The 10,960-nt window shown below is 68.0% G+C and carries 13 protein-coding genes and 1 tRNA gene (1 of these 14 running past the window's edge); 7 read left to right on the top strand and 7 right to left on the bottom strand.

Annotated features, from left to right (window positions below; genetic code table 11):
• Nucleotides 1-30, top strand: partial view of a lipopolysaccharide biosynthesis protein gene (locus tag E4A53_RS07005; protein WP_136162382.1) — the 3' portion only. It extends 1,443 nt beyond the left edge of the window; 30 of the gene's 1,473 nt are visible here — the last part of the coding sequence; its start codon lies beyond the left edge, outside the window; it ends in the stop codon at nt 28-30.
• 20 nt (nt 31-50) lie between these two features.
• Here the strand turns inward: E4A53_RS07005 and E4A53_RS07000 are convergent, their stop codons facing one another.
• On the bottom strand, nt 51-479 hold the full coding sequence (locus tag E4A53_RS07000) for a CBS domain-containing protein (RefSeq protein ID WP_136162381.1): 429 nt from the start codon (nt 477-479) through the stop codon (nt 51-53).
• A 72-nt stretch (nt 480-551) separates the two neighbouring features.
• On the opposite strand from E4A53_RS07000, the gene E4A53_RS06995 reads away from it, so the two are divergent.
• Both E4A53_RS06995 and E4A53_RS06990 read left to right on the top strand, forming a co-directional pair.
• On the top strand, nt 552-842 hold the full coding sequence (locus tag E4A53_RS06995) for a hypothetical protein (protein ID WP_136162380.1): 291 nt from the start codon (nt 552-554) through the stop codon (nt 840-842).
• Nucleotides 839-1,210 (top strand): acyl-CoA thioesterase, encoded by a 372-nt coding sequence (locus E4A53_RS06990; protein ID WP_136162379.1) that lies wholly within the window; start codon nt 839-841, stop codon nt 1,208-1,210. Before E4A53_RS06995 ends, E4A53_RS06990 begins: the two co-directional genes overlap by 4 nt.
• Nucleotides 1,211-1,285: 75 nt before the next feature.
• Here E4A53_RS06990 and E4A53_RS06985 read toward each other — a convergent pair whose 3' ends face one another.
• The 4 genes from E4A53_RS06985 to hisS form a co-directional block, all read right to left on the bottom strand.
• A complete protein-coding gene (locus tag E4A53_RS06985) occupies nt 1,286-2,017 on the bottom strand; it encodes a DUF4167 domain-containing protein (protein WP_136162378.1) in 732 nt (243 codons plus the stop codon).
• Between the two features lie 260 nt (nt 2,018-2,277).
• Nucleotides 2,278-3,096, bottom strand: a complete 819-nt coding sequence (prmC, locus tag E4A53_RS06980) for a peptide chain release factor N(5)-glutamine methyltransferase (protein ID WP_136162377.1) — start codon at nt 3,094-3,096, stop codon at nt 2,278-2,280.
• Entirely contained in the window at nt 3,089-4,162 is a 1,074-nt protein-coding gene (gene prfA / locus E4A53_RS06975; protein ID WP_136162376.1) for a peptide chain release factor 1, read from the bottom strand. Before prfA ends, prmC begins: the two co-directional genes overlap by 8 nt.
• Entirely contained in the window at nt 4,159-5,409 is a 1,251-nt protein-coding gene (hisS, locus tag E4A53_RS06970; protein ID WP_136162375.1) for a histidine--tRNA ligase, read from the bottom strand. Before hisS ends, prfA begins: the two co-directional genes overlap by 4 nt.
• Before the next feature lie 51 nt (nt 5,410-5,460).
• Here hisS and E4A53_RS06965 point away from each other — a divergent pair, with 51 nt between their 5' ends.
• The 3 genes from E4A53_RS06965 to ppa all read left to right on the top strand — a co-directional run bounded on the left by E4A53_RS06965 (nt 5,461) and on the right by ppa (nt 8,668).
• On the top strand, nt 5,461-6,117 hold the full coding sequence (locus tag E4A53_RS06965) for a DUF1345 domain-containing protein (protein WP_136162374.1): 657 nt from the start codon (nt 5,461-5,463) through the stop codon (nt 6,115-6,117).
• A 72-nt stretch (nt 6,118-6,189) separates the two neighbouring features.
• On the top strand, nt 6,190-8,100 hold the full coding sequence (locus E4A53_RS06960) for a M61 family metallopeptidase (RefSeq protein WP_136162373.1): 1,911 nt from the start codon (nt 6,190-6,192) through the stop codon (nt 8,098-8,100).
• Nucleotides 8,101-8,128: 28 nt separating this feature from the next.
• Nucleotides 8,129-8,668: an inorganic diphosphatase gene (gene ppa / locus E4A53_RS06955; RefSeq protein ID WP_136162372.1), complete on the top strand. Its 540-nt coding sequence runs from the start codon at nt 8,129-8,131 to the stop codon at nt 8,666-8,668.
• A gap of 312 nt (nt 8,669-8,980) precedes the next feature.
• Here ppa and E4A53_RS06950 read toward each other — a convergent pair.
• Both E4A53_RS06950 and E4A53_RS06945 read right to left on the bottom strand, forming a co-directional pair.
• A tRNA-Ala gene (locus E4A53_RS06950) sits at nt 8,981-9,056 on the bottom strand.
• Nucleotides 9,057-9,125: 69 nt separating this feature from the next.
• Nucleotides 9,126-9,446, bottom strand: a complete 321-nt coding sequence (locus E4A53_RS06945) for a TIGR02300 family protein (RefSeq protein ID WP_136162371.1) — start codon at nt 9,444-9,446, stop codon at nt 9,126-9,128.
• A 146-nt stretch (nt 9,447-9,592) separates the two neighbouring features.
• On the opposite strand from E4A53_RS06945, the gene aroA reads away from it, so the two are divergent.
• Nucleotides 9,593-10,921: a 3-phosphoshikimate 1-carboxyvinyltransferase gene (aroA, locus tag E4A53_RS06940; RefSeq protein WP_239018170.1), complete on the top strand. Its 1,329-nt coding sequence runs from the start codon at nt 9,593-9,595 to the stop codon at nt 10,919-10,921.
• The last annotated feature ends 39 nt before the right edge of the window (nt 10,922-10,960 follow it).

Raw genomic sequence — 10,960 nt, 5'->3', positions numbered from 1 at the left:
GCGGTGCGGACCTTGAGACGGCGGCGATAGCCGTTGCGACACGCCCCGCGTCAGGCGCTCTGGATATAGTCCCGCAGCGCGTTGGCCTCGCGCTCGATCCGGTCGATGCGGAACTTGACCAGATCGCCGATCGACACGAAGCCGACCATCGTGCCGTCGGCGAGGACCGGCAGGTGGCGGATGCGCCGCCGGGTCATCAGCCCCAACGCGCTGAGCGCGTCCTCGTCCGGCGCGACTGTCACCGGCGGCGCGGTCATCAGTTCGCTGACCGGCCGGTCGAGCGCGGCGGCGCCGTGTTTGGCGACCGCGTGGATCACATCGCGTTCCGAGAAGATGCCGACCACCGTGTCGCCATCGACCACCGGCAAGGCGCCGATGCGGCGGTCGGCGAGCAGGGCGACGGCGGCGCCAACGGTGGTGTCGGGCTCTGCGCTGACCACCGCGCCGTCACGCCCGGCGAGAATTACCGAAATGGTCATGGCGGGTTCTCCTTTTCGGCCTTATGGACGACGGACGCGATGTTCCCACGTTCGACGCGCAAAGGAAAGCCGATGAAAAACCAGCGGGGTGCGCCACCCGATTCAGGGTATGCCACCGATCCGTGGCGGCGCTATCGCCGGCTGATGGTGTGGATGGTGCTGGTTGCGCTGGTCGCCTCGGTCGTGTCCCTTGTCGGCCTGAGCTGGGCGAAGGGGCCATTGCCTATCCACATGGTGATCGGCACGCTGCTCGGCGTGTTCGGATCAGTGATTCTGGCGGCGGCGTTGATGGGACTGGTATTCCTCAGCTCCGGCTCCGGCCACGACGAACATATCAACGAACAGGTCCATCACGACGAATGAGCGAGCACCGCGAACCCGTGTTGCGGGTCGTGCCCCGGCCCGGCGACATCAACGCCAACGGCCATATCTTTGGCGGCTGGGTGCTGTCGCAGATGGACATGGCTGCCGGCATCGTCGCCGGCAGGGTGGCGCAGGGTGCAACCGCGACGGTTGCGGTCGAAGCGATGAAGTTCATCGCGCCGATCCTGCTGCGCGATGTGATTTCCGTCTACGCCTGGGTCGAACGGCGGGGGCGCACTTCCGTTGCCATTCGCATCGAGGTGATCGCCGACCGCAATGGCGGCGAACAGGTGAAGGTGACGGAAGGGGTGTTCACCTTCGTTGCGCTTGACGCGCAGCACCGCCCGCGCCCGCTGCCGCCGGCATAGCGCCGCGATACCAGACGGTGCCGCCCGCCGCTCTCTGCGGCAGACGGCCCCGCTTCTTTCATCTTGCAGTTGCGATCAGGCGCTGGCGGCGTCGGTTTCGACCTTGCGCGGGCGACCACGACGGCGCGGAGGAAGCGCCACCTCCGCTTCCGCCTCGGCGTCAGCCGCCGCTTCCACCGGTTCCGCCGCCTTCAATACCGACGGCGGCAGGATGGTGGCATCGAACGCCTCGACCGGTTCCGGTTCCGCCGTGCGAGCCCGGCGCGGGCGGCCGCGGCGCGGCGCGGCAGCTTCCTCTTCGGCCTGATGGCCGTTCAGCGCCTGAGCAGGCGCTTCACGATCCTTCTCGCGTCGCGCCTCACGCGCGCGCGGTTCTTCACGGGCGTGCGGTTCATCCCGCTCCTCCGCCGCATCGACGCGGCGTTCATCGCGGGGCGCCCGCTCCTCTGCCGGCTGGCGGCGCGGTTCCTGCGCAATGCGATCGGTTTCGCGCTCGTCGCCGTCATCCTCGCCAAGATCGGCATCGTCGCGGCTGCGGCGCTGCTGGTTCTGCTCCTCGAACCGCGCCCGGCTCTCGCTCAGCACGCGGAAATAATGGTCGGCGAACTGATGGTAATATTCGGTATTGACCCGATCACCCTGCATCTGCGCGTCGCGCGCCAGCATCTTGTATTTCTCAAGGAGCTGGGCGGCGTTGCCGCGCGCACGGCTGTCGATGCGATTGCCCTGTTCGGGACGGCCCGGGTTGTTCGGCGTACGCTGTCCACCACGACCGCGACGGCGGCCGGCCTGTCGATTGTTGATCAACTTGTCCGTTTCCTCGTTCTGTGCCCAGTCGTGTCAGTGCGATCCGATCATTCCCGGATAAGCCTCGTTCGCGCGAACCGGCCGCGCTACGCGCGCGACCGCCGCCATCCGCAAGTGCGGCCGACACCGGCCGCATCATGTTCAACGGAGTGGGATCGCGTGGGTCCGGCGCGCCTGCGCCGCAATCCGCTACGTTCCCCTCAACCGCACTTAGTGAGTCGGTGCACCATTTCCAAGCGGAAATATGCGACAAGTCTGTGTCATGCCGGGCGAAGGACCAGGCAACGGTCGCGCCCGGCAAGATCGCGGTGGCAGGCGGCAACCAGTCCGGCGGCCGCGGCGAGTGCCGCAACCGCAGCGGCCTGCGTCGCACCGATCTCGACCGCGGCGATGCCATTAGCGGCGATCAGCCGCGCCAGCTGCGGCATCAGCACGCGGTAGGCGTCCAGCCCGTCGCTGCCCGCGAACAACGCCGATGCCGGTTCGTAAAGGCGCACGTCGGGCGGCAGCACTGCGCCGGCTTCCACATAAGGCGGGTTGCACAATACCAGGTCGAAGCGCCGGTCGAGCGCGGCCGCCCAGTCACCGGCGACGAATTCAGCGCGCGGGGCAAGGCCCAGCCGCGCGGCGTTGGCACGGGCGGCGGCGAGCGCGGCGTCGGAACGGTCAACGCCCAGCCCGCGCGCCGACGGCCATTGGTCGAGCGCGGCGAGCAGAAGTGCGCCGGAGCCGGTACCGAGATCGAGCACCAAGGCTGGGCCGGATTCGCCGAAATGGGCGAACGCAGAGGTCAGCAGTGTCTCGCTGTCCGGGCGCGGCACCAGCACACCGGGGCCGACCGCCAGCTCGATCGTCCAGAAGGCGCGGGTACCAGTGATATAGGCGACCGGCTCATGGGCAAGGCGGCGCGCGACCAGATCGGCGAAGCCCGGCGGCACCGCCGCATCGGCCCCAGCGAGCAGCAACCGGTCCCGGCTGATGCCAAGGGCATGGGCGAGCAGCAGTTCGGCATCGAGGCGCGGCGTGTCGGACACGGCGGCGAGCCGCCGGGCGGCATCGCGCAACGCTGTGTCAGCCATCCAGATTGGCGAGCCGCGCCGCCTCGTCCTCGGCGATCAGTGCGCCGATCAGTTCGTCCAGCTGCCCTTCCAATATCTCCGGCAGGCGGTGGAGGGTCAGGTTGATTCGGTGGTCGGTCACCCGCCCCTGCGGGAAATTGTAGGTGCGGATCCGTTCCGACCGGTCGCCGGAGCCGACCATCGCCTTGCGGGTGCCAGAGCGCTCCGCTGCCAGCCGCTCGCGTTCCGCCTCGTAAAGCCGGGTGCGCAGCACCTTCAGCGCCTTCGCCTTGTTCTTGTGCTGGCTCTTCTCGTCCTGCTGGATGACGACGAGACCGGTCGGCAGGTGGGTGATCCGCACCGCGCTGTCGGTGGTGTTGACCGACTGGCCGCCCGGCCCGGACGAGCGGTAGACGTCAATGCGCAGATCCTTGTCGTCGATCTGTACGTCGACCTCCTCGGCCTCCGGCAGCACCGCCACCGTCGCCGCCGACGTATGGATCCGCCCGCCGCTCTCGGTCGCCGGGACGCGCTGGACACGGTGGACGCCGCTTTCGAACTTCAACCGCGCGAACACCCCGCTGCCCGAAACGCTGGCGACCACTTCCTTATAGCCGCCGATGTCGGCCGGGCTGGCGGAGATCATCTCGACCCGCCAGCCGCGCTCCTCGGCATAGCGCGTGTACATGCGGAACAGGTCGCCGGCGAACAGCGCCGCCTCGTCGCCGCCGGTGCCGGCGCGGATTTCCAGCATCGCGGCGCGCTCGTCGGCGGCGTCGCGCGGCAGCAGCTTCAACGCCAGCGCGCGCTCCGCCTGGGGCAGGCGTGCCTTGATGACATCGACTTCCTCGGCCGCCATCTCGCGGATCGCGGGGTCGTCGTCGCTCACCATGCCGGCCAGCACGTCCAGCTCGGCGCGCAGGCGCCTAACCTCGCCCGCCACCTCGGCGACCGGGCCAAGCTCGGCATATTCCTTGGACAGCGCGACGAAGCGGTCGGGCGGCAGGTCACCGGCAGCCATCTGCGCCTGCAACTCGTTGCGCCGCGCCTCGATGGCGGCGATGCGTTCGTCGGAAATGCCGGTCATGCGCCGCGCACCGCCTCGACCAGCCCGGCGATCGGCACGGCGCGCTGCACGCCGGTGGCGAGCGTCTTGACCGCGACCTCGCCGCGCGCCAGTTCGTCCTCGCCCAGGATCACGGCGAAGCGGGCGCCGGCGGCGGCCGCGCGGGCCATCCGCCGCTTCATGTTGCCGCGCCACGCCATGTCGCTGGCGATGCCGGCACGGCGCAGATCGGCGATGATACCGGTCGCCGCCGCCTCCGCCGCCGCGCCGAGCGGGACGACGGCGACGTCGAGCACCGGCACCGCCGGCTCGTCGATCAGCATCGCCAGACGCTCGATCCCCGCGGCCCAGCCGACCGCTGGGGTATGCGGGCCGCCAAGCCCTTCGATCAACCCGTCATAACGGCCGCCGCCGAGCACCGTACCCTGCGCGCCGAGCCGGTCGGTGACGAATTCGAACGCGGTGTGGCGATAATAATCGAGGCCGCGGACCAGCGCGCCGTTGCGGACATAGGCGACGCCCGCCGCCTGCAGCCCCGCCTGCACCGCGTCGAAGAAGGCGCCAGCCTCCGCCGTCAGATAGGCATCGATCACCGGCGCCGCGTCGGCGATCGGCCGATCGCGCGGATCCTTGGAATCGAGGATGCGCAGCGGATTCCGCGCCAGCCGGTCGACGCTGTCCTTCGACAGCGCGTCGCGATGCGCCTCGAAATGGGCGACGAGCGCGGTACGCCACGCCGCCCGCGTCTCCGCATCGCCCAGCGTATTGAGCTGCAGCGTCACGCCGTCGACGACGCCCAGTTCGCGCAGCAACTGATCGGCCATGACCAGAAGCTCGACATCGGCGGCCGGCTCGGCAGCGCCGATCACTTCGGCATCGAGCTGATGGAACTGGCGGAAGCGGCCTTTCTGCGGGCGCTCGTAGCGGAACAGCGGGCCGTGGGTCGCCAGCTTCAGCGGCGCGAATTGCTGCCAGCCGTTGGTCAGATAGGCGCGGGCGATGCCGGCGGTGAACTCCGGGCGCAGCGTCAGCGAATCGCCGCCGCGGTCCGCGAAGCTGTACATCTCCTTCGACACGACGTCGGTCGCCTCGCCCAGCGAGCGGGCGAACACCGCCGTCGCCTCGAACACCGGCACTTCGACCCGCTGGAAGGCATAGAGCCGGCGGACCCGATCGAACGCGTCGACGACATGCGCGAAACGGCGCTCGGCATCGCCGAGCATGTCCTGGGTGCCGCGAACGGCCTGCGGGGTCTGAATCTGGGTCATGAAAGACGCGCTCTCTAGGCGAGATGACCGCGAATCGCTAGCGTCTCGCGCATGGAAAAGCAGCGAAAGTCCTCTGGCATCGGATCGACGATCGCGCCGCCCCGGTTCATCGCTTTCCTGCTCGTGCTGGCGGCAGCCGTCGGCCTGGCGATCGATCATATGCCGCCGGGCCACGCGCTGATGGCCGGCTTCGATATCGCGGCGGTGCTGTTCCTGCTGTCGCTTGCACCGTTGCTCGGCAACCGCAGCGCCGACCGGATGCGCGAGGCGGCACGGCATAACGATGCCAACCGCGCGCTGCTGCTCATCGTCACCAGCGTGGTGATCGCAGCGATCCTGGTCGCGGTGGGCGTCGAGTTGCGCTCCGCCAAGCAGCCGGACACGGCGGCGACCGCGCTCATCATCGGCACGCTGGCGCTCGCCTGGCTGTTTTCCAACATGGTCTATGCGCTGCATTACGCCCATCTCTATTACCTGGGCGACAGCGACGACGGCGGCGATCAGGGCGGCTTGGCCGTGCCGGGCACCGACGAGCCGGTTTACTGGGACTTCATCTATTTCTCGTTCACGCTGGGGATGACGTTCCAGACTTCCGACGTCGACATGCCGGGGCGGCACATGCGGCGGGTTGCGATCTTCCATTGCCTGGCCGCTTTCGTGTTCAACATCGGCGTGCTGGCGTTCACGATCAACGTGTTGGGTAGTTGATCGGGCTGGACCGGGGACGCGCGGGCCGCCTAAGCCTGTGCGATCGTGCCATCAGCAGAAGGGCGCCGCCCGATGAATGCCAGCCTGTTTCCGTTTGTCGCCATGCTTGCCGCCGTCCCCGCCCTCGCCATCAACAGTACGCCGCAGCCGACACCGATCATCGACTCGATCCCGGCGGCGAAGGACGAACCCTATCCCGGCACGATCACCCTGGCGGTCGACGCGACGGACGTGACGCGCGGCATCTTCCGGGTGAAGCAGACGATCCCGGTGTCCAAGGCGGGGCCGATGGTGCTGCTCTATCCGAAATGGCTGCCGGGCAACCACAGCACGACCGGGCCGATCCCGAAGCTCGCCGGACTGGTCATCACCGCTGGCGGCCAGCCCGTCCCCTGGCGGCGCGACCCAGTCGACGTCTACGCTTTCCACATCGACGTGCCGGACGGCGCCGGCCGGATCGACCTACAATTCCAGTATCTGTCGGCGACCGACGGACCGCAGGGCCGCATCCAGATGACGCCGGAGATGCTGAGCCTGCAGTGGGAGAAGGTGTCGCTCTATCCGGCCGGCTATTTCACCCGTCGCATCCCGATCCAGGCGACGGCGACCTATCCCGACGGGTGGACCGCCGCCTCCGGCCTGCCGTCGACCGCCAACGGCGCAACCTACAGTTACGAGGCGACCGACTATGAGACGCTGGTCGATTCGCCGACGATCGCCGGCCGCCACTACCGCGCGTTCGAGCTGAGCCCGCGCGTCACCCTGAACGTGATCGCCGATACCGCCAGGGAGCTTGACGCGACGCCAGAGCAGGTCGCCGCGCACAAGAGCCTCATCACCCAGGCGCTGAAGCTATTCGGCACCCAGCATTACGACAAGTACCAGTTCCTGCTGACCATATCCGACGAACTGGGCGGCATCGGCCTGGAGCACCATCGCAGCTCGGAAAATGGCGTCGACCCCGGCTATTTCATCAAGTGGGACGACAACCCGGCCGAGCGCAATCTGCTGCCGCACGAATACACCCATAGCTGGAACGGCAAGTTCCGCCGTCCAGCCGACCTGTGGACGCCCGATTACCGGACGCCGATGCAGGGCAGCCTGCTGTGGGTCTACGAAGGACAGACCCAGTTCTGGGGCTATGTGCTGCAGGCGCGTTCGGGCCTGGTGGGCAAACAGGATACGCTGGACCAACTGGCGATCATCGCCGCCGCCTACGACAACCTGCCGGCGCGCAGTTGGCGCGACCTGGTCGACACGACCAACGATCCGGTCATCGCCCAGCGGCGCCCTAAGGGCTGGCTGAGTTGGCAGCGGTCGGAGGATTATTACAACGAAGGGCTACTGGTCTGGCTGGAAGTCGATTCGATCCTGCGCGCGCGGTCGGGCGGCAAGAAATCGATGGACGATTTCGCTCGCGCCTTCTTCGGCATCAACGACGGCGACTGGGGCGTCGTCACCTACACGCTGGACGACGTCGCTGCGACACTGAACGGGATCGTGCCCTATGACTGGGCGGATTTCCTGCACCGGCGGCTGACCGAGCATGCCAAGGGCGCACCGCTCGCCGGCTTCACCGCGTCCGGCTACCGGCTGACCTACACCGACGCGCCGACGCCTGCGTTCGCGCAGCGGGAACGATCGCGCAAGCTGGTCGACCTCAGCTACTCGCTGGGCCTGACCATCGGCAGCAAGGACCGGATCGCCAAGACGGTGATGTGGGACAGCCCGGCATTCAGCGCCGGCATCGACGTCGGCACCGAGATCGTCGCGGTCAACGGCCGCGCCTATTCGGACGACGGCATCCGGCAAGCCGTGACCGCCGCCAAGGCGGACAGCACGCCGATCCGGCTGCTGGTCAAGAATGGCGACCGCTATCGCGACGTGGCCATCGACTATCGCGACGGCCTGCGCTACCCGCGCTTCGAAAAGACCGACAAGGGAGAGGGTGGCCTCGACAGGCTGCTGGCGCCGAAACCCTAGCAGGCGCCGATCCACCGCAGGGATATTCATGAACATCGATCTGATTCCGGTCGGCGACGACCCGCCCAACAGCCTGAACGTCATCATCGAAGTGCCGGTGGGCGGCGAGCCGGTCAAATATGAGTTCGACAAGAAATCGGGCGCGCTGTTCGTCGACCGCATCCTCCACACGCCGATGCGCTACCCGGCGAATTACGGCTTCGTGCCGCACACCCTGTCACCGGACGGCGACCCGCTCGACGCGCTGGTCATCGCCCGCTCGCCCTTCGTTCCCGGCTGCGTCGTCCGCGCCCGGCCGATCGGCGTGCTGAAGCTGGAGGACGAGGCCGGCGGCGACGAAAAGCTGATCGCGGTGCCGGTCGACACCACCTTCCCTTATTACTCCGATGTCGGCGAGCGCGGCGACCTGCCCTCGATCGTGCTCCAGCAGATCGAGCACTTCTTCAAGCACTACAAGGACCTGGAAGAAAAGAAGTGGGTCCGCATCGGCAGTTGGGGCGACGCCGAGGAGGCGCGCCGGATCGTCGTCGAGGCGATCGAGCGGGCCGGAAAGCAAAAGGCGGGCTGAGGCGCCAACCGGCGCCGCGCGGCGGCTCAGTCGCCGGGCGGCGCCGTGCCAGCAGCCCCGCGCGGCAGCGGCTCGGCAGATCGGCGACAACTAGGCGATTGACGCCAGCGGAAGGGGCTTGAGCACTGCGAAACAGGAGGCGCCATACTGCCTACTGGCAGTTCGCGTATCGAGGCTGACCCGCCGACCAGTATCGCGTGAAAATGATGACGCATGCGTTGCGGCCGTGCGCCATGGCGGCGCCACGCCGAACCGACTTATCCGCAGCATCGCGTAATGCCGACGGGAAAGGCGGTTCGGATAAGAGGAAGATGGTGGAGCCGAGGGGGATCGAACCCCTGACCTCTACACTGCCAGTGTAGCGCTCTCCCAGCTGAGCTACGGCCCCATCGCGCGCCGCCGTCAGGCGGGGCGTTCGAGTGGCGCCGCGTTTAGGCAGGCGCCACACGGAAATCAATCAGCTTTCGTCGTCATTCTCGGTAGTCTTGACGCCGAGATCGTCGTCGCCGCCGAGATCGACCTCGTCATCCGGCGATTCCTCGGCATCCTCATCGATGTCCAGATCCTCGTCGGTATCCAGATGATCGCCCTCTTTGTCCGACTCGGCCGGCTTCTTGGGCGCGTCGTACGGCAGCGGCTGCTTCGACTTCAGAATCGGCTCGGGCTCCCAGACATTCCCGCATTCGATGCAGGTGACCGGATCGTCCTTGCCAAGATCGTAGAAGCGGGTCGCGCATTTCGGGCAAGTCCGCTTGGTGCCCCATTCCGGCTTCACCATGTGCCGCCTCGTGCCTCCGAAAAATGAAAGGAGCGGCACGTCGGGAATCCGCCGGGCCGCAATTCGGCGCGCGCCTTGCCATAGCGACGCGCCGCTGTCAAAGACCGCCGATCCCGGTCGGCACCCCCTATTTTTCGGAGAACAGGATGACGAGTACCGTCCCGTGCCCCCAGGTCTTCGGCCCCACCGGGCCACTTGGCGGCGTTGCGCGGGTTCCCGGCGACAAATCGATCAGCCACCGGGCGCTGATGCTGGCGGCGCTGGCGGTAGGCACCAGCCGGATCGAAGGGCTGCTGGAAGGGGAGGACGTGCTGGCCACCGCCGCGGCGATGCGAGCGATGGGCGCACATGTGGCGCGCGGCGCCGACGGCGCCTGGACGGTAGACGGGGTCGGCGTCGGCGGGCTGCTCCAGCCGGAACAGGCTCTGGAAATGGGCAATTCCGGCACCTCCACCCGGCTGCTTGCCGGCCTTGTCGCCAGCCATCCGGTCACCGTCACCTTCACCGGTGACGCATCGCTGTCGCGCCGGCCGATGGGACGGATCATCGAGCCGCTGTCGGCGATGGGCGCCGATTTCACCACCAGCCCGGGGGGTCGCCTGCCGATGACGGTGCGCGGCCTGGCGCCGGCGGTCCCCACGACATACCGACTGCCGGTGCCGTCGGCGCAGGTCAAATCGGCGATCCTGCTCGCCGGCCTCAACACCCCGGGCGTCACCCGTGTGGTCGAGCCGGTGCCGACCCGCGATCATAGCGAGCGGATGCTGGCTGGTTTCGGCGCGAAGCTGACGGTGGAGGCCGTCGACGGCGCCCGCCACATTACCCTCCACGGCGAAGCGGAGTTGCGGCCGCAGCACATCGTCGTGCCCGCCGATCCGTCCTCGGCGGCGTTCCCGGCAGTGGCCGCGCTGATCGTCCCCGGCTCCGCGATCGTTATCGAGAATGTCGGGATCAATCCGACCCGCGCCGGGCTGTTCGAGGCGCTCAGGATGATGGGCGCCGATATCGCCTTCACCAACCCGCGCGAAGTGGGCGGAGAGCCGGTCGCCGACATCGCCGTCCGCCACGCGCCGCTGAGTGGGGTGGAAGTGCCGCCGGAGATCGCGCCGAGCATGATCGACGAATATCCGATCCTGTTCGTCGCCGCCGCGCTGGCGCAGGGCCGCACCGTGATGCGCGGGCTGGCCGAATTGCGCGTCAAGGAATCGGACCGGATCGCGGTGATGGCCGAAGGGTTGCGGACGATCGGCGCCCGGGTCGAAGAACTGGAGGATGGACTGATCGTCGAAGGCACCGGCGGCGAGCCGCTTGCCGGCGGCGGCACCGCCGCCTCCCACCTCGACCACCGCATAGCGATGAGCCTGGCGGTCGCCGGCCTCGCGGCGCGCGAGGCGGTGACCATCGACGACTTTTCGCCGGTCGAGACCAGCTTTCCGGGCTTCGCCGCGCTGCTCTCCAGCTTGACGAATCACTGAGCCGGTTCGACGGGTAGCGAAATCTGCGCTGAGGGGTAT

The organism is Sphingomonas flavalba (assembly GCF_004796535.1).
GTDB lineage: Bacteria > Pseudomonadota > Alphaproteobacteria > Sphingomonadales > Sphingomonadaceae > Sphingomonas_L > Sphingomonas_L flavalba.
Note: the sequence above shows the minus strand (reverse complement) of the source record. Positions and strands in the feature narration are given on the sequence as shown.

Coding starts and splice junctions, on each gene's coding strand:
- ppa (WP_136162372.1), top strand. CDS start 8,129: ATGAACATCGATCTGATTCCGGTCGGCGACGACCCGCCCAACAGCCTG.
- E4A53_RS06965 (WP_136162374.1), top strand. CDS start 5,461: ATGGAAAAGCAGCGAAAGTCCTCTGGCATCGGATCGACGATCGCGCCG.
- hisS (WP_136162375.1), bottom strand. CDS start 5,409: ATGACCCAGATTCAGACCCCGCAGGCCGTTCGCGGCACCCAGGACATG.
- E4A53_RS06960 (WP_136162373.1), top strand. CDS start 6,190: ATGAATGCCAGCCTGTTTCCGTTTGTCGCCATGCTTGCCGCCGTCCCC.
- prfA (WP_136162376.1), bottom strand. CDS start 4,162: ATGACCGGCATTTCCGACGAACGCATCGCCGCCATCGAGGCGCGGCGC.
- E4A53_RS06990 (WP_136162379.1), top strand. CDS start 839: ATGAGCGAGCACCGCGAACCCGTGTTGCGGGTCGTGCCCCGGCCCGGC.
- prmC (WP_136162377.1), bottom strand. CDS start 3,096: ATGGCTGACACAGCGTTGCGCGATGCCGCCCGGCGGCTCGCCGCCGTG.
- aroA (WP_239018170.1), top strand. CDS start 9,593: ATGACGAGTACCGTCCCGTGCCCCCAGGTCTTCGGCCCCACCGGGCCA.
- E4A53_RS06945 (WP_136162371.1), bottom strand. CDS start 9,446: ATGGTGAAGCCGGAATGGGGCACCAAGCGGACTTGCCCGAAATGCGCG.
- E4A53_RS06995 (WP_136162380.1), top strand. CDS start 552: ATGAAAAACCAGCGGGGTGCGCCACCCGATTCAGGGTATGCCACCGAT.
- E4A53_RS07000 (WP_136162381.1), bottom strand. CDS start 479: ATGACCATTTCGGTAATTCTCGCCGGGCGTGACGGCGCGGTGGTCAGC.